We start from the raw sequence: 17,153 nt of genomic DNA, 5'->3' as shown, positions 1-17,153 counted from the left end.
AAGAGGGATGGACTTGGATTTCTAGGTTACTTTCCTCACCATCATGTTTATCAAGTTGTCAAGGTTCTTGCCTTGCTAGCCATCCTCCGATATTCGGTTTCGGCTAAACGAATCGCACATTCATCTCCCACCAATCAAACCGATCTCCGAGTTGACGGTTGTACCAGTACTGGCAAATCCGCAGCCAGAGATTTAACTCTAGCTTTTGTTCGGTTGTAGGAAGTGCTTTGTACTGGTACGTGTATTTCATCCTATGATTGTAAGTCATATTGCTTTACGGTGCCACCTATGAAGTATGAGGATTCGATTAATATTAGACTCCCAAAATTAGAGAAGAAAATGCTGGACGACTACTGTAAGAAAGTGAAACGCAACAAAACGGACGTGATTCGGGAGTTCATTCGTTCATTGCCTGAGAGATAGTTCATTGCGGTGCTGGTAGATTCTCGCGTCAAACATCGTTCACCTACCGCTCCGCAATGAACGCGGTATTCCTCTCACACCTCCGCAGCGGTAGGTGTGAGGCTCCTACCTATTGAAGCTGAAAATTTAATTTTTTTAAATAATTTCTATAAATTGTGTAGGGACACGGCACGATTAAGATTCTGGGATTTTACCAAAAGCCTTCAACTGCCGTGTCCCTACGTCAACGATCGCTGTGAGGGCGCTACATGGGCGTTCTAGGCACCAACGCTGGCTAGAATCGGCGCTGCATCGACCTTAGATCCGGGGGCATACATTTGAGCAACGTAATCCACCAGCATCCGGTCGGTGTTGAACACCGGCGCATTGGTTTTAATCGACGCTTTCATCATTTCAATCCAACCGTGGGGAATTCCGTTTTCATCTTGGTCGTAGTAGAGCGGAACGATTTCCTCCTCTAATAATTTATAGAGGGATTCCGAATCGATCCGGTCTTGCAACTCTTGGTCGCTGGTATGAGCATCTTCACCAATCGCCCAACCGTTGAGACCTTTACCATCCGCTCCCACTTTATAACCTTCGCACCACCAACCATCCAACACGCTGCAATTAATGCCGCCGTTGAAGCAAACTTTCTGTCCGCTGGTACCGGAAGCTTCCAAGGGACGACGAGGGTTATTCAACCAGACATCCACGCCTTGGACTAATTTTTGCCCCGTGTAGATATCGTAGTCTTCGATAAATGCCACGCGGTAACGAATCGCCGGATGCTTGCACCACTCCATCAAGCGTTGAATAATCCGCTTGCCTTCTTCGTCGGCGGGGTGAGCTTTACCTGCGAAGATAATTTGCACGGGTCGTTTTTCGTTGCCAAAAATCCGCAACGCGCGTTCGGCATCGCGCATCAAAAGATGACCGCGCTTATAAAGACTAAAGCGCCGCGCAAATCCAATCGTCAAGACCTTGGGGTCTAACAGGTACTCGGCAGCTTGGATCAAGTCGTGGTCTTCGCCGCGATTTTGGCGCGCTACCTTGACTTTTGCGCGAGTATGTGCTATTAGCCGTTCTTTGAGAACTTGGTGACGCCACCACAATTCTGCATCGGGAATTTCGTCTACCTTTGCCCACATTTCGGCATCGGCAACGCGACTAGACCAATCTTCGGCCAAGTACTCGGAGTACAGGTCGCCCAGCAGCGGTGCGGTCCAAGTGCGCGCGTGGACGCCATTGGTGATATGACTGATGGGGACTTTATTTTCCGGTCGGTCTGGGTAGAGAATTTGCCACATTTTGCGGGAAACTTCACCGTGCAGTTCGCTGACGCCGTTGGCAGCGCGACTGAGTCGCAGCGCCAGGACGGTCATGCCAAACGGTTCCCAAGGGTCGCCCAAACGACGGGCGCCCAACGCCAGGAATTGCTCGCGGGATAGTCCCAGTTGGGGCCAATAATGGGCAAAGTAGGAGTCCATCAAGTCGGGGGAGAAGACATCGTGACCCGCAGGCACTGGGGTGTGGGTGGTGAAGAGGCAAGATTCGCGTACTGTTTGCTCGATGTCGTAGAACGACTTGCCAGTTTTCTTAATTTCTTCCCGTGCAATTTCTAGGGTGCAGAAGGCGGCGTGACCTTCGTTCATGTGGTAAACCGATGGTTTGATTCCCAAGGCGGTTAGAGCTTTGACGCCACCGATTCCCAGCACTACTTCTTGGGCGATGCGGGTTTCTTGGTTACCGCCGTACAGGTGTCCGGTCAGCCAGCGGTCAATCGGGTCGTTGTCATGGCGGTCTGTATCTAGCAGGTACAGCTTGACGCGACCGATTTGTGCCAACCAGATTTGCACTTTAACAATCCGCTGCCGAATTTCGATTTCAACGGTAATCGGTTCCCCTTGCTCGTTTTTGAGCAGTTCTAGGGGCATTTGGTCAAATGGATTGTCGATGTAGCTTTCTTCTTGCCACCCGTGACGGTTCAAGCGTTGGTGGAAGTAGCCTTGGCGGTACATCAACCCGATTGCAACTAAGGGAATGCCGAGATCCGAGGCAGATTTGAGGTGATCCCCGGCTAAAATGCCCAAACCGCCCGAATAAACCGGCAAGGATTCGTGGACGCCGAATTCGGCGCAGAAATAGGCGATGGGGTGTTCTGGCGTAATTTGCGGCACGACGCGACTCGCCCAAGTATCTCTTTCGCTCATGTAGCGGTCAAATTGCTCGGCGAGTACCTTGACTCGCTTGATGTAAACCGGGTCGTTTGCTACCTGAGTCAGTTTTACGTAGTTGGTTGACTGTAGCACGGCAACCGGGTTGTGTTTCAAGTTATGCCATGCTTCGGGATCGATGTTGCGGAACAGGGAAATGCGATCGTTTGTCCAGCTCCACCAGTAGTTATAAGCTATGTCTGCTAATGGTTTGAGGGGAAGGGGTAGCTTTTGTTTTAGTTTTTGGGCTGCGGTCATGGAATGGTCGTTCGCCATATGAAATTTCAAAGTAACTGTGCGATCGCACGAAAGCTGAGCTTGGACGGACGGTGCGTCAATCCGGAACAAATCATTTTTAACTTGTCCAGAGCGTCTTGGGCGGTTGAAGTGGCTGAGTTAATCGCTAGCCTTTTGCAGATGCCTCTTTCGTGTCCATCGATGATAGCTTGACAGCATTTTTTGCTAAGTTAGCTTTTTTTTAGACAATTTTAATAAAATCTAAAATTTTCCAGATAACGTCTATTTGTTGGGACTTACGCGCACCCATCCGGGTTTCTATAAAAAATCGTTGATTTGCCAACTAGAGATCTAGGTCGAAACTTTGGTGATGGCAACGCCCTTGCGTAAGTCCCGTCTGTTTAACCAGCACGAGGGTAAAATGTCAAACTTTCCCTGTATGCAACGGAGAGCAACCCCGTGTGTGCAACTCCCCTGCTCCTGACAATTGCCAAGCAACGGGCGTAAAATTATTAACACAAGCGGCGTTTGGAAATTTTTATGAATCCTGCCCTGTCTCAAATGGGGACTCAGATGTCCCAACTAACCGGCGTGCGGGCGATCATGAAGGACATCATCGAAACATTGCAAGCAGGCAAAGGGCAGGATTTTATTAACTTAAGCGCTGGAAATCCGGTGATTTTGCCCGAAGTAGAGCATCTTTGGCGAGATTGTACCGCACAACTCCTAGCGAGTTCGGAATACGGCGAGGTGGTTTGTCGCTATGGGTCATCTCAAGGATATCAGCCGCTGATTGATGCGATCGCTTCCGACTTCAATCGCCGCTGTGGGTTAAACCTCACCCATCGCAATATCTTAATCACCCCCGGCAGTCAAAGTATTTACTTCTACGCCGCGAATGCCTTCGGCGGATATACTGCCAGTGGCGACCTCAAACAAATCGTTCTACCGCTGAGTCCAGACTATACCGGATATGGCGGCGTTACCTTAACCCCAGAGGCGTTAGTTGCTTATCAGCCTACTTTGGATATTGACGAAGCATCTCACAGGTTTAAATATCGCCCCGATTTCAGTCAATTGGTAATTAATCAAACTACGGGTTGCGTAATTTTCTCAAGACCTTGCAACCCTACCGGGAATGTCCTAACCGATGATGAAGTGAAAAAAATAGCCGATTTGGCAGCAGCTTACGATGTGCCGGTACTGATTGATTCCGCTTACGCCCCGCCTTTCCCAGCATTAAATTTTACCGAGATGACGCCTGTATTCGGCGACAATATTTTGCACTGCATTAGCTTATCAAAAGCTGGACTGCCAGGAGAGCGGATTGGGGTTGCGATTGGCGATGCCAAGTTGATTGGGGTGCTAGAGAGCTTTCAGACGAATTTGTGCATACATTCGTCGCGATATGGACAAGCGATCGCTACCCGTGCCATCAACTCCGGTGCCCTTGCCGATATCGCCGTTAACGTTATCCGACCCTACTACCAAAACAAGTTTACCGTTGTAGAATCCACCCTAGACCAAGCCATGCCCCAGGATCTGCCTTGGTTTCTTCATCTGGGCGAAGGAGCGATTTTTGCCTGGTTGTGGTTGCAAGATTTACCGATTACTGATTGGGATTTATACCAAGAATTAAAACAGGTGGGAGTGATTGTTGTTCCCGGTAGTTCGTTCTTTCCAGGCTTGCGCCAAGATTGGGCGCATAAGCAAGAATGTATCAGAATTAGCCTGACGACTACGGATGAAGAGATTGAAATGGGAATGCAGCGATTGGCGAAGGTAGTGGAGGGGGTTTATATGCGTAAAACCGATCCCCCCAAACCCCCAATGCCTTGGGGGGCTTAAAAGAGGGTTGACCCAGGTTGTTAGCGATCAAACCGATCCCCCCAAACCCCCCGAGCTTCGGGGGGCTTAAAAGAGGGTTGACCCAGGTTGTTAGCGATCAAACCGATCCCCCCAAACCCCCCGAGCTTCGGGGGGCTTTAGAGAGCAAAAATCGCTCTGTAGGGGCACGGCTTCCGAATAGTTGGATTGCAGCGCAAAATTTATTAATGCCGTGCCCCGACAACCATGTTCAACCTGAAATATCGCGCTGTAGGGGCACGGTGTTTCAATATTTTGAGTCAGAATCAAAAGTTACTGATGTTCCCTACAATTATCAAACAATACCTGTCTGCACTTGTGCCACGGGGGGCTGTATAATCGGAGAAATTCCGGCAAGGTTGCCCAATTCTTCAGCTACAAAATCCGGCACTTTTGCTTCTTTACCTTTGGCGAGACAGCAATCTCTTACTGCTAAGAGAAACCCTTTTATTGACTCTGGCGCACCAGGCATTGCAGCAGCTTCTTGCAAGAATTGTTGCCACAATCCCTCGTCTTTTCCGTAAACATCCAGCAAATACAAACCAGCCAAATATTCAGCTAAAGGATCGAGGGAAAAGCGGATTTGGTCTTGTGCTGGGCCAATTGTTTGAATTAGGCGCAGGCGGGTTTCGAGATATTTTAGACGTGCTTCGGCGTTATCTCCACCAAGGGCAGCAATTGCATCTTCTCTCTTGGCTGCTGCGGGTCGATAGATTTGTTTGAGGCATTGCCAAGCAAGGGTTTTAGCGTCTTGGTGGATAGTGCGATTATCAAACTTATCCCCTGTCAAATCCCGGTTGAGTTCGTTGAGATAAGAAAGCATCAAATCCGGTATATTGTCAGGCAACTGAGGTAACTGTAGCGGTAATTCTTGTATCGACCCGACTTTGGCAGCAATCAGCTGTTCGGCATAAAGTTTTGCCAGCAGTGCGGTGATATTTCGCTGACCTACCATCAGCGACAAACGACTACAGGCATCGAAAAATTCCGCATCGGTGAATAGGTCGCGCCTACTTTGCTGCGTCAGGTATGCTTCCATAAACGATGAAAGCCGATTACCCGCAATCCGAAGGGGTTTGAGCGTGGTTTTGATCGTATGACCCAGGGTTTCTTCTATCCGCGAAGTTACTATCAGCGCATTGACGGTAAAATCGGGCATTTCCGGTCGGATGGCTTTGCGCGTCGCTTCGCTCATTTCTGAGAGGTGATCCACAATTACCAGTACCCGCCGCCGTCTGAGTAGGCGTTCTAGCAACTCCTCTGAAATTGGTTCGGGTTCGTCGCTGAGGTCTTGCAGTTGTCCTTGGATAGCGGCAATAAAAGGCTGTTTCCCTGCTGCTGGCTCTAAGTTTAGCTCAACCAGCATTCATCCCCACACTCTACCCGCTTCGGGTGAGTGTTGGGATGAATGCGAGTGAGCGGACGATTGCACCCGCTCACAAGACGCAAAGGCGTAGCCAGCGGGAGATGAGCGGGTGTATGAGGACGGGAACAAATTCCACGTTTGACCATTGATTTTATTTGTGTTATCATGGTTCTAGTAACTGCGATAAGATTCATTGTGTTGAAGGCGGTCAAAGTCAGAATTTATCCAAGCATCGAGCAACAAAGTCATTTGGCGCAAGCCTTTGGCTGTGTTCGATGGGTGTGGAATCAATCTCTGGCTACCATGTCCCAGACCTACAAGGAAACTGGGAAAGGTGTATCGGCTTTGACCATGAAGAAACAGATTCCAACATGGAAGACCGAGCATGAATGGCTAAAAGAATGCTACTCGCAATGCCTTCAGTCGTCCGTACTGAATCTGTCTCAAGCTTTTATCAACTTTTTTGATGGTAGGGCTGAATACCCGACTTTCAAAAAACGTCAGGGTAGGCAGTCGATGCAATATCCTCAGAATGTCAAAATTCTGAGCGATTCTGAGATTAAATTCCCTGGAAAACTTGGAATAGTTAAGGCTAAAGTTCATCGTGATTGTGTTGGTACTTTAAGGACTGTGACGGTATCTAAGATGCCTGATGGTCGTTACTATGCCTCGTTATTAATGGATGATGGTGTTGAATCTCCAGCAATCAATGAAGATGGAAAAGCTATCGGTATCGACCTTGGCTTACTTGATTTTGCAGTTACATCGGATGGATCGAAATACCAAAACCCTCGGCATCTCAAGAAGCACGAGCGCAATCTGAAGCGCAAACAGCGTAAATTATCTCGCCAGAAGGATAAGACAACCAACCGACGACGTAAGGCTAAACTAGCTGTAGCCAAAGTCCATGGAAAAATAGCTAGAGTACGTGAAGATTTCCGGCACAAACTATCCCGTAAGATAGTTAACGAAAACCAAGTTATTGTGGTCGAAAATCTGGCAGTAAAGAACATGGTAAAAAATCATAATCTGGCTAAATCAATCAGTGATGCTGGATGGGGAATGTTTTGCACTATGCTTAAATACAAAGCTGAAGCAGAAGGTAAAGTCTATCTAGAAGTAGGTCGATTTTTCCCATCGTCTCACCTGTGTTCAAACACTTTACTGTCGCTGCCAAAAATGGATCTATCGGTGCGTGAATTTGATTGCGCCCATTGTGGCAAACGACACGATCGAGACATCAATGCAGCTATCAACATCAAAAATGAAGGCTTACGGATATTGGCGTTGGGAACCAGCGTTACTGCCAAGGGAGGCAATGTAAGACCAAAACAGTATGGGCGCAAGTCCACTGCTGTCGAGGCGGTTGCCCTTGAACTTGGAAGCCCACACTCTATCGCGTAGCGATGAGTGTGGGTAGTTCACCATCTGCACGGATACTTCCTAGAGCCTCGATCGCATAGCGACGCACGCCATAATCCTCATCGTCAAGCGCTGTGAGGAGGGCTGGAAACGCAGGTTTTGCATTGATGCGCCTCACAGCTAAGGCAACAATCCCACGCAACTCCTTATCGTTATCCCGATCTTTGAGAACATCAATCAAGGCAGGAATCGCTGTTTCGGCTCCCGTACCGATGCCACTTAAAGCATCAGCAGCACTCCTACGTACTTCTGGATGCTGATTTTTGTCGTTGAGAGCTGCTATAAGGATACGAATAGCCTCTGAAGAAGGATTTCTGCTCAAAATAGCGATCGCATCTAACCGTTTCTGTATGTCTTCGCTGTTTAGTTGCTCGATTGGGGGGGCAATTTGCACGTCAGTTGCCTGTTGCGCCCAGATGTTGTCAGTTACACCCAAGGGGTATGAAAGGCTGAGAAAAGCGAGGGTGACTGTTGCGAGAAATTTTGGTCTAGTACAGTTAACCATGACTTCACCTCCCCAGGGAGGATAGAACTAATCTCAATGCCAAGTTGCTAAGCTGATGTCTGAAGAATCCCGTCGCGGATGTCGTTAGGCTATGCCTGTTGCAACTGGCTTTTGCAACTGAACTTACAACTTGCACCCAAAAAAGCTTTTTCGATTAAGGCAATAGTAAAACTGCTGATTTTATTATCTCCACAGAAACTTCGGTTCGGGCAACAGGGCAACAAAATTTCAAATCGGGTATCTATGGGGAGTGCGAGATCTCACAACATCGAAGAGCGATCGCACACCTGAGCTTTCTTCTTGACGATGCGATCGCGCCCCCGAAGCCACCAACAAGAGACAATAGGATTAGCATAACTTGACGCTGCCAGCAGAATGTTAACTATCCAATGACCAATCCAAAATCCGATCCCCCCCTGCCCCCCCTTCAAAAGGGGGGAGTCCAAAATCCCCAATCCGAAGACTGGATCGAAATCGGTACAATTGTCGCGCCTCAAGGCTTAAAAGGAGAGATGCGAGTTTATTCTAATTCTGACTTTCCCGAAAGGTTTGAAGAACCGGGACAAAGGTGGCTATTGCGCCCAAATCAAACTGAACTAGAAACTGTAGAATTGCTTAGCGGTCGGTATATTCCCGGTAAAGGAGTATACGTGATAAAACTGGCGGGTGTGGAAGACTGCAACCAAGCTGAGGCTTTGCGGAATTGTAAGTTAATGGTACCGGCAAGCGATCGCCCCCTGTTAGAAGAAGACGAATATCACGTTCGCGACCTAATGGGTTTAGAAGTTTTCAACCAACTCACTGGCGAAAACTTGGGTATTGTAGTGGATCTAATTCCAGCCGGAAACGATTTACTAGAAGTGAAACTCCATCAACCAGAGGCAGAGGAAAATAAAGAAGATTTACCCGATACTGCCAACGAAGAAAACGAACCACGCAAATCGCCGCCAACTACTGTTTTGATTCCATTTGTCAAAGAAATTGTACCAATAGTAGACCTGGAACAAAGGCGAATTGAAATTGCACCGCCCCCCGGATTGTTAGAACTTTGATCGTGGGTAATGGGTAATTGGTAATGGGTAATTGGTAATCTGAGAACCGAGGCTCTGCCTCCCCCCTCTGGCTCCCAGGCTCCAGCCTGGGAGCGAAGTCTGGGAGGCAGAGCCTCCTGAGTCACCTACTAACCGAGGCTCTGCCTCCCCCCTCTGGCTCCCAGGCTCCAGCCTGGGAGCGAAGTCTGGGAGGCAGAGCCTCCTGATTCATCTATTACCCATTACCCATTACCCATTACCTATGCCAATATTCCCTGAAAAAAATGCGATCGCTCTGTTTTATCAGATGCGATCGCTCTATTTACGACTCAACCAAACCTAAACGTTATCAGTATATTTCCGTTCAATATTACTCTCACTCCATAAACTTACAGTTGTGCCTATCTGAACAGCGATAATAAAATCTTCAGAGGCAACAAGATAATCCAAACGATAAATTTGAGTACCTCAACAAAGAACATTATCGCTAGGACTAAAAGGACAAAGCCAATAAAGACATAGAAAGACAACGAGCGGAAAATTTCTTCCGGACTCTTGATTCTAATGGAAAAAGCTGGTTTCTGTTCAGGTTCTTGTTGTTGAACAACTTTGAACCCATCAGTATCTTGACCGACAACTCGATTTTCTAATGGCTGAGCAACAGTTTTTGCAGCGGTTGCGTGGAAAGTTTCTACACCGCTATCGTCTTGAGGCACTTCTACTGACGAAATTCCGTTGTCGAAATTTTCCCACACCGTTTGGTGAGGAATATCGGAAACATTCAAGCTGTTTGCGGTGGGAATTTCAGCATCCAGCGTTTCGCCAGGATTGACTAAAATAATCGAATTTTGTGGAGCTAGTTGTGCCGAAGCTGCTTGGGGTTTTGGCGACGCGATGATGGTCGTCATTGCCACCATTGATGCTAAACCTACAGATGAGAATAATTTGGATAAATTCATTTTACTTTCCCGCTTTAATTTAATCCCTGACCTTACAATAGTTATTACAAGAGTTGTCAGGGAATCTCCGGATGTTTTTTCGGAAAATGTAGTAACTATCTACGCGGGGTGAGAAACCGGGTTTCAGAGTAAATACCTCGTTGGCGAACTGAGAGTTGCACCAAGAGGCGGAGCCTCTATATTATCGTTCCCAGGCGGGAGCCTGGGAACTAGATGAGGGAGGTTTCTCGGTTTGGTTAGTTTTTGGCTGGGAAGCGCTTAATTGTGACATTTGTTAGATTGGCATCGGTCAAATTAGCACTCTTGAGGTTGGCATTGATCAGGTTGGCATTGGTTAAATTGGCACTTTTTAAATAAGCACCTTGTAGATTGGCATTCCATAGGTTGACACTTTTAAGATTGGCTGCTTTTAAGTCGGCATTGGATAGGTTTGCACGGAATAAGATCGCCCCTTCTAATTTGGCACGTTCTAGGTCAGCACCTGCTAGGTTTGCACGGGTGAGAATTGCACTTGTCAGGTTGGCTTCGGTTAAATTAGCTTCTGATAAATTTCCTGCGGTTAAATTTGCCTTTATTAGCTTTGCTTCACCTAAATAGGCACGTTCTAAGTTGACACTCGATAAATTGGCTTCGGTTAGATTAGCATCTCTTAAAATGGCACTTCTTAAGTCGGCATTCCCCAGGTTGGCACTCGCTAAGTTGGCACTCGCTAAGTTAGCATCCCATAAAATGGCATCGCTTAAGTCAGCACTCCCCAGGTTGGCATATCCTAGTTCCGCACCCCCCAGGTTGGCGCGCTTCAGGTTGGTATTCTCTAAATTGGCATCTTTGAGGTTGGCACGTCTGAGATCGGCATCGCCAATTTTGGCATTCTGTAGGTTAGCATCTCCCAGGTAGGCATTCCATAGGTTAGCAGCGGTTAGGTTAGTACCCGTTAAATTGGCACGTCCTAAGTTGGCATAGCCTAGTTTTGCACCCGCCAAGTCGGCATTTACCAGTTCAGCATTGGCGATGATTGCGCCTCTGAGGTCGGCATTGCCCAGTTTGGCACTTGCTAAGTTGGTATTTACCAGTTTGGCATAACCTAGTTTGGCACCTGTGAGGTCAGCACCTTCCAAGTTTGCACCTGTCAATTTTGCTCCCCATAAGTTGGCATTTTTCAGGTTAGTTTGTTTCAAGTCTGCCCCCGTTAGATCGCATTTGGGACATTTATTGGTTTCGAGCAAATGCCTGATCGATGCTTGATGGGACATTCTATAATTGATCGTTGCAATACCGCCAGCAACTATACTAAAGCCGACTAAACCTGCTATCCTCACTCGCTGTTTGCGTTTAATGGCATGTTCGGATATTTCTGGTATTTTGACTTTGCCGACTACTTCAATGGGTTGAAGTGCTTCCAAAGCGGCGGCGGCGTTGGAAAAGCGATTTTTCAGGTTGAGTGTCACCATTGTTTCTAGCCATTCCAGAAACTGGGGATTTACTTTTGGCACTAGCAGCTTAAAATTTATCTGATAGGCATCATCGATTAGTTTGCCGATCTCGGTTGATTTTGTATTTGTCAGCAAACCAACTAGCATGACACCCAAACTGTATAAATCTGATGCTTCTGTTAACTGGCGATTGAATAATTGTTCTGGCGGCATAAACCCTAATGTGCCTTTGATCGCACTGCTGACGGCTACGTCTCCGCCACCAATGCGGGCAAATCCAAAATCTACTAAGTAAATTTTGATTGGGTCTTGCCAGTTAACTAGGATATTTTCTGGTTTAATATCTCGATGGATGACAACTGGTTGTTGTCGTTGCAAGTAAACTAAAACTTCTAAAACTGCGACGGCAATTTGCTTGATTTCTGTTAAGGTTAATAGATGAGGTTGGGCGAGGGAAGGAGCGTATTTATATTCTTGTACCAGACAAAAACCCGATGGAGTTTCAAAGGAGTCTAAATATCTGGGAATGCTGGGATGATCTAAACGCTGTAATAGTTGGACTTCTTTGTCATAGGCATCGTAGTCTGACCAACTTGCACCTGTTTGGGCAAACTGAAATTGCTTGATGACTACTGGGGAATTGGTTTTTTTATTGGTTGCTAGGTAGGTGACTCTACCGCAGGCACGGTTTTGTCCTAGTTCGCGCTTGACTTGATAGCCGTGAGAGGAAAAATCTGTGTAGTTGCTCATAATGGTTAGATAGCGATCGCCTATTGCCTAAATAAGTACCATACTTGTCGCCAAAGCAGACAATGCGATCGCAGAATCAAAAATAATATCATGTCCGGTGACATCGGTAGCGAAAGGCGGGGCGGGTTTATTTATACTTGGCGCTACTAGCAAAGTATCTATCCATCATACTCTTTAGGGTTTAATCAATGAGGCTTTAGATAAACTGTATCTAACTAACCCCATAATTTGCGTTAACGCTGGACTCAGTAGCATCCAGCCAAAGGGTAAACCTATTACCACTAAAGCCAACCTGACTAAATGATTGATAAATCCCACCTGCAACCCAACTCCCAAACTGATACCTAACGCGCCACTTAATATTGAAATACCCACAGCAAAGGATTGGGAAAATTTCCTTTTTACGTGCTTTTTGAACGTATGATCCATCACAACAACCCCTATCCATCCGATTGCAAATCCCACACCAAAGCTGACTAATAATGAACTGGTTATATAACCAGCAAACCTGCCATCAGAAGGCCCAGTTCCCACACCAGCAACTACCATCATCGCAGTCACAGAAGCGGCAATTCGCAAAGAACTCATTAGTAATTCTGTCCGAGAAAATGTTGTCCCCCAGCCTACACCCCACCCCAATCCTATACCAATGATTGCACAACCCCAAAACAATAATTCCTGTTGTAATGCCCAACTTGCTAATTGCCCTAACCCCGTACTAAAAATCAGTAATGGAATTAAAGAAAAAAAGGGGAAGTTGCTTGTAACTAAGTGGTGCTGTCTTTACCTTGAGAACAATGGTGTAGGGTTTAGTCGCTGCATTAGTTTCTAATAAAAGCCGCCGCTGATAAATTTGATTCGCCTGTAACAGCCTTGTGTTCGCTACGATTTGGCATTGCACCTGATTTGCTTCAAATTTAGCAGGCTGAAAGGCAATCCAAGCGTGGTTTCCTGGACGACAAACAGGGTCATTGGGATGCAAAGCGACTCGCCAGCTTCCTTTGAGGATTGTATCAGGAACTTACTAATGGTGAATGATTGAATTAGCATTTCGCCTGTTTTTGTGGCTTTCAATTCCAGGGTTTTGGCAACCCCTCTCACTTCTGGTAAACGTTTAAACTCAATCCCTTGCAGTGCTTTTAAAGCGGTTGCCGCATCGGCATAGCGTTCGTGACGATTTGGCTGCACCATTGTATCGAGCCAATTAATAAAATCCAAACTCAAATCTTTGGGCATCAGATGTTGAAATTTAATCCGTCCTCGCCGATCGGTTAATTCCTGAATTTGCTGGGTTGGCGCTAACAGATGAATTAGGGTAACTCCGAGGCTGTAAAGGTCAGTGGCAGAGGTCAATTTGTAATTTACTAATTGTTCTGTAGCCAGCATATTTAGGCGTTCTGCTATTTTGGATTCTAGGCTTAAGTGAAAGTTAATCAAGTACACTTATCGTCCATTGAATAATATATTTTCGGGTCTAATTGCTTGATGGATTAGGATAGGCTGGCGATTTTGTAAGTAAACTAAACACTCTAAAATTGACAGGGCAATATGTTTGATTGTTTGTGCATCTAACTGGTTATATCCAGTTAAAGGCAAGGCTTTTTTATACTCTTGAACCAACCAGAAACTACCAGGAGTAATAAAGCTATCTAAATAACGAGGAATACCAGGATGATTGAGTTCTTTCAAACCTTGAATTTCTTGAGTGAAGTTGGCTGCGTCTGGTGGCAAAATTCCTGATTTGTGAAACCGAAATTGGTGGATTATAACCAGCGTTTGAGTTTGGGAAATTTGCGCCAGGTAGGTGATGCGATCGCCTGCGGAATTTTTTCCTATTTGTTTCTGAATTTGATAACCTCGTTGGCAAAAATTTGGCAAGTTTTTCATGATGGTAATTATCACAATAAGCACGCATAAACCTAAGCAATTCATACCAAATCCGGGTGATAAACCCCCTTGATTTTATAGCCCGCGCAGGCGTTGCTCTGTTTGTGTAGCCGCGACTTCAGTCGTTAGGAATAAAAGGGGTAATAGAACCGGATTTGGTATCATTGTGCAATCCCAATCCGCATCCTACAAGCTAGCAGTGTAGGAAAGGATTCTATTACCACGTATATCTGGGGATGTGGTACTTATGCAGTTTGGGTTAAATTTGATTGAGCTACTAACTATATTTCCCAAAAAATACTGAAAGCGATCGCGTTTTCACCTATTCTTAAAATTTCGTAACAGTATTTATCCGCAAAAATGTGTAATATCATGTCCGCTCAGAATCGGCATTGCGCTGATGGCGGGTTTATCAGTACAATTGGCAAACCCAACCCCCCAGAAAAGGGACTGGTAAAACCCGCCCCTACGACGCCATTAACCATAGGAGTAGAGACGTTACATGTAACGTCTCTACTACCGGACTCGATAACCTCTTAGACTCTGGCGCTGAAGCGCCTAATACGAACGGAGACTCCTGAAGTGCAAAAGTGGGCTTGGCGATCGCCTTCCCTACGCCTCCTAAGTTATGTCTCCGCTTCTGGTAAATAATTAATCTCGAGAACTTCTTCGATGGTAAAAGGCAAGTTGGTTGGGAAAGTATCGATCGGCAACCCAGTTTCAACTGCTGCCCTCAGTATGCCATCTCCATAGCACTCGCCAAAAACTTGTTCTAAATAAGGTTTAAGGCTAGGGCTTTCCTTCAGTTGCTTTTTGATTCTGAGACGATGTTCTAAGATAGATGAAAGCCAGCTATTGCTGCGATGTGTTGGTTGATATTTATACTTCAGTAGGTGGAGTAAGACAACTGTTAAGTTACTTTCAAGCGATCGCCTCTCACTCTTACCTATGTCTTTAATTTCCTCCACCAGGTTAGCAATATCTAATTCATCCCACTGACCTCGATCTAGCAGCTTAGCAGTTTGTTCTAACCATAAATAGTAATCTTGTTCGTAAAGCGTGGGGTTCATAGGTGATCGCTTGCTTATTTTTATGTTCACAGAAACCCGGTTTCTTCAATAATACCTTCGCCAAAATACCCCCACCCTTCAGGGTGGGGCTACACAAACAAAGCCCGCGAAGGCGGGCTGTAATGATTTCAGCCTGCGTAGGCAGGCTTCGTTTGTGTAGCCCCATGCTTTAGCATGTGGGCGTTTCAGAACATTGGCGAAGGTATTGTTAAAGAAACCGGGTTTCTCAATTTAACTCATCACCCAATTTACCAAAGTGCGAACGCCGTAACCCGTCGCACCGGAATTGTTGTAGCCGTTTTCTTTATCTGCCCAAACGGGTCCAGCAATATCTAAATGCGCCCAAGGGGTTTGTTTGACATATTGCTTGAGGAAAAGGGCAGCGGTAATAGCACCACCTGGACGAGGTCCGGTGTTTTTCATATCCGCAATTGGCGATTTTAAACCCTCGAAGTATTTCTCTTCTAAGGGCATCCGCCAGATTTTTTCGCCTGCAAGTTCGGAGGCTGCTAATATTTGATTGGCGACGCTATCATCGGGACTCCACAATCCGGCGATATCGTCACCCAAGGCAATGACGCAAGCACCTGTGAGGGTGGCTAGGTCAATAATCGCATCTACTCCCAATTTTTCGGCAAATACTAAAGCATCTGCCAAGGTTAAACGTCCTTCGGCGTCGGTGTTGTTGACTTCGATGGTTTTGCCGTTGGATGCTTTGAGGATATCGCCTGGGTGCATGGCACGCCCGCCAATCATATTTTCGGTCGCGGCGCTGATAAAGTGAACTTCTACGTCGGGTTTGAGTTGAGCGATCGCTTTGGCAGCCCCTAGTGTAGCAGCAGCACCCCCCATATCCATTTTCATGGTTTCGATGCCGCTGCCTGCAACTTTAATATTTAAACCACCGGAGTCGAAGGTTAACCCTTTCCCCACAATGGCTAATTTACGCCGAGGGGTTCCTTCTGGTTTATAAGTCAGGTGGATAAACTTCGGCGGTAGATCGGATGCTTGGGCGACGCCTAAAAATGCGCCCATGCCTAGCTTTTCACAGTCTTCCCTTTCTAGAATTTCTGCGGCTAAACCGAATTCGGATGCGATTGCTTGTGCTGTTTCTGCCATTGTTATCGGCGTGACTTCATTAGCGGGGGCGGCTACCAACTCCCGCGCTAAAATAACGCCAGTGCAGATTTTCTGGGCGCGGGAAATCGCTTCTTCTTGACCTGGTAACCCCAGCAGATCGACTTGTTCGAGTTGGGGCGGTTTATCTTCCGGGTCTGACTTAAAGCGGTTATCTTGGTGTAGGGCGAGGATAACGCCTTCGGCGATCGCACCCGCTGTTTGCGCCGGATCGGAGTTCCACACGGGTAAGCTTATTCCCAAGGTTTTGCATTTTTCCTTTTTCGCCACCCGCGCGATCGATGCCGCCACGCGGCGCAAAGTATTTAATTTGAATGCTTCTGGTTTACCCAGTCCCACTAAAATAATCTTGCGGACGGGACTGTTAACGCCAAGGCGCGACGAAGCGGTGCTGCCTTCTTTGGCTTTAAATTCGGTTTCGGCAATCAGTTCCTGCAAAATACCGCCGAATTTCTCGTTTAATTGAGCTAGATCGCCGGTTAACTCTAATCCATCTTCAAACAAACCAATTGCTAGTCCGTCCCCTGTCCAGTCTAAGCGCGGGGTATCTGTTGCCCGAATATCCATCTATTGTTCTACCTATTTAGTTCCTGTTGTTCCAGTATCGATCAAGATTACCTGGCAGATTGCCCGTTGCACTATCCATCTGGTACGAAATCGACTGGCGTAGAGGCGGAAAAGCGATCCCCTGCCCCTACAGGTGTTTATGGGTGTGGAATTCGTTGACGCCAGTAGGGGCAAGGCAGCGAAGTCTTTTGATCTGGTACAGAGATGGTGAATGCCGTGCCCCAAAAGATCGTGGGTGTGGCGATGTTTGAGGGTAGGGGCAAGGCAGCGAAGTCTTTTGATCTGGTACAGAGATGGTGAATGCC

Annotated in this window: 15 protein-coding genes; 3 read left to right on the top strand and 12 right to left on the bottom strand. The window is 46.8% G+C overall.

The genetic code is table 11. The features are described 5' to 3' along the window. Nucleotides 1-103: 103 nt before the first annotated feature. A complete protein-coding gene (locus ACE1CM_RS11595) occupies nt 104-250 on the bottom strand; it encodes a helix-turn-helix domain-containing protein (protein WP_374877626.1) in 147 nt (48 codons plus the stop codon). 430 nt (nt 251-680) lie between these two features. Further along, nucleotides 681-2,894 carry an alpha-glucan family phosphorylase gene (gene glgP, locus ACE1CM_RS11590; protein WP_374877625.1) on the bottom strand — a complete coding sequence of 738 codons (2,214 nt, stop codon included), beginning with the start codon at nt 2,892-2,894 and terminating at the stop codon, nt 681-683. A 501-nt stretch (nt 2,895-3,395) separates the two neighbouring features. Here glgP and ACE1CM_RS11585 point away from each other — a divergent pair. Continuing rightward, the gene (locus ACE1CM_RS11585) at nt 3,396-4,703 is read left to right on the top strand and encodes a valine--pyruvate transaminase (protein ID WP_374877624.1); all 1,308 of its coding nucleotides are present in this window, start codon (nt 3,396-3,398) and stop codon (nt 4,701-4,703) included. Nucleotides 4,704-5,016: 313 nt separating this feature from the next. On the opposite strand, the gene ACE1CM_RS11580 is transcribed toward ACE1CM_RS11585, so the two are convergent. Beyond that, entirely contained in the window at nt 5,017-6,087 is a 1,071-nt protein-coding gene (locus tag ACE1CM_RS11580; RefSeq protein ID WP_374877623.1) for a hypothetical protein, read from the bottom strand. A 195-nt stretch (nt 6,088-6,282) separates the two neighbouring features. Between ACE1CM_RS11580 and ACE1CM_RS11575 the strand changes: the two genes are divergently transcribed. Continuing rightward, complete coding sequence (locus ACE1CM_RS11575; RefSeq protein WP_374877628.1) at nt 6,283-7,491, top strand: RNA-guided endonuclease InsQ/TnpB family protein; 1,209 nt, start codon at nt 6,283-6,285, stop codon at nt 7,489-7,491. Here ACE1CM_RS11575 and ACE1CM_RS11570 read toward each other — a convergent pair. Beyond that, complete coding sequence (locus ACE1CM_RS11570) at nt 7,481-8,014, bottom strand: HEAT repeat domain-containing protein (RefSeq protein ID WP_374877622.1); 534 nt, start codon at nt 8,012-8,014, stop codon at nt 7,481-7,483. The genes ACE1CM_RS11575 and ACE1CM_RS11570 overlap by 11 nt on opposite strands. A gap of 512 nt (nt 8,015-8,526) precedes the next feature. Here ACE1CM_RS11570 and rimM point away from each other — a divergent pair. Next, nucleotides 8,527-9,066 (top strand): ribosome maturation factor RimM, encoded by a 540-nt coding sequence (rimM, locus tag ACE1CM_RS11565; protein WP_374877627.1) that lies wholly within the window; start codon nt 8,527-8,529, stop codon nt 9,064-9,066. 380 nt (nt 9,067-9,446) lie between these two features. Here the strand turns inward: rimM and ACE1CM_RS11560 are convergent, their stop codons facing one another. The 8 genes from ACE1CM_RS11560 to ACE1CM_RS11525 all read right to left on the bottom strand — a co-directional run. After that, on the bottom strand, nt 9,447-10,004 hold the full coding sequence (locus ACE1CM_RS11560) for a hypothetical protein (protein WP_374877621.1): 558 nt from the start codon (nt 10,002-10,004) through the stop codon (nt 9,447-9,449). A gap of 236 nt (nt 10,005-10,240) precedes the next feature. Next, complete coding sequence (locus ACE1CM_RS11555; RefSeq protein WP_374877620.1) at nt 10,241-12,187, bottom strand: pentapeptide repeat-containing protein; 1,947 nt, start codon at nt 12,185-12,187, stop codon at nt 10,241-10,243. A gap of 174 nt (nt 12,188-12,361) precedes the next feature. Continuing rightward, on the bottom strand, nt 12,362-12,775 hold the full coding sequence (locus ACE1CM_RS11550) for a hypothetical protein (protein WP_374877619.1): 414 nt from the start codon (nt 12,773-12,775) through the stop codon (nt 12,362-12,364). A 294-nt stretch (nt 12,776-13,069) separates the two neighbouring features. Next, a complete protein-coding gene (locus ACE1CM_RS11545) occupies nt 13,070-13,573 on the bottom strand; it encodes a hypothetical protein (protein ID WP_374877618.1) in 504 nt (167 codons plus the stop codon). A 57-nt stretch (nt 13,574-13,630) separates the two neighbouring features. After that, nucleotides 13,631-14,074: a protein kinase gene (locus ACE1CM_RS11540; RefSeq protein WP_374877617.1), complete on the bottom strand. Its 444-nt coding sequence runs from the start codon at nt 14,072-14,074 to the stop codon at nt 13,631-13,633. Between the two features lie 626 nt (nt 14,075-14,700). Beyond that, entirely contained in the window at nt 14,701-15,144 is a 444-nt protein-coding gene (locus ACE1CM_RS11535; protein WP_374877616.1) for a DUF29 domain-containing protein, read from the bottom strand. Between the two features lie 231 nt (nt 15,145-15,375). Next, nucleotides 15,376-16,848 carry a leucyl aminopeptidase gene (locus ACE1CM_RS11530; protein WP_374877615.1) on the bottom strand — a complete coding sequence of 491 codons (1,473 nt, stop codon included), beginning with the start codon at nt 16,846-16,848 and terminating at the stop codon, nt 15,376-15,378. A 12-nt stretch (nt 16,849-16,860) separates the two neighbouring features. After that, a partial coding sequence (locus ACE1CM_RS11525; protein ID WP_374877613.1) for a hypothetical protein occupies nt 16,861-17,153 on the bottom strand: 293 nt, incomplete at its 5' end.

The sequence above is a fragment of the Microseira sp. BLCC-F43 genome, from assembly GCF_041929235.1.
Classification (GTDB): domain Bacteria; phylum Cyanobacteriota; class Cyanobacteriia; order Cyanobacteriales; family Aerosakkonemataceae; genus Microseira.
This window is presented reverse-complemented; position numbering and strand designations above follow the sequence as displayed.

Coding starts and splice junctions, on each gene's coding strand:
- ACE1CM_RS11560 (WP_374877621.1), bottom strand. CDS start 10,004: ATGAATTTATCCAAATTATTCTCATCTGTAGGTTTAGCATCAATGGTG.
- rimM (WP_374877627.1), top strand. CDS start 8,527: ATGCGAGTTTATTCTAATTCTGACTTTCCCGAAAGGTTTGAAGAACCG.
- ACE1CM_RS11540 (WP_374877617.1), bottom strand. CDS start 14,074: ATGAAAAACTTGCCAAATTTTTGCCAACGAGGTTATCAAATTCAGAAA.
- ACE1CM_RS11595 (WP_374877626.1), bottom strand. CDS start 250: ATGAAATACACGTACCAGTACAAAGCACTTCCTACAACCGAACAAAAG.
- ACE1CM_RS11535 (WP_374877616.1), bottom strand. CDS start 15,144: ATGAACCCCACGCTTTACGAACAAGATTACTATTTATGGTTAGAACAA.
- ACE1CM_RS11585 (WP_374877624.1), top strand. CDS start 3,396: ATGAATCCTGCCCTGTCTCAAATGGGGACTCAGATGTCCCAACTAACC.
- ACE1CM_RS11545 (WP_374877618.1), bottom strand. CDS start 13,573: ATGCTGGCTACAGAACAATTAGTAAATTACAAATTGACCTCTGCCACT.
- ACE1CM_RS11530 (WP_374877615.1), bottom strand. CDS start 16,848: ATGGATATTCGGGCAACAGATACCCCGCGCTTAGACTGGACAGGGGAC.
- glgP (WP_374877625.1), bottom strand. CDS start 2,894: ATGGCGAACGACCATTCCATGACCGCAGCCCAAAAACTAAAACAAAAG.
- ACE1CM_RS11555 (WP_374877620.1), bottom strand. CDS start 12,187: ATGAGCAACTACACAGATTTTTCCTCTCACGGCTATCAAGTCAAGCGC.
- ACE1CM_RS11580 (WP_374877623.1), bottom strand. CDS start 6,087: ATGCTGGTTGAGCTAAACTTAGAGCCAGCAGCAGGGAAACAGCCTTTT.
- ACE1CM_RS11570 (WP_374877622.1), bottom strand. CDS start 8,014: ATGGTTAACTGTACTAGACCAAAATTTCTCGCAACAGTCACCCTCGCT.
- ACE1CM_RS11550 (WP_374877619.1), bottom strand. CDS start 12,775: ATGAGTTCTTTGCGAATTGCCGCTTCTGTGACTGCGATGATGGTAGTT.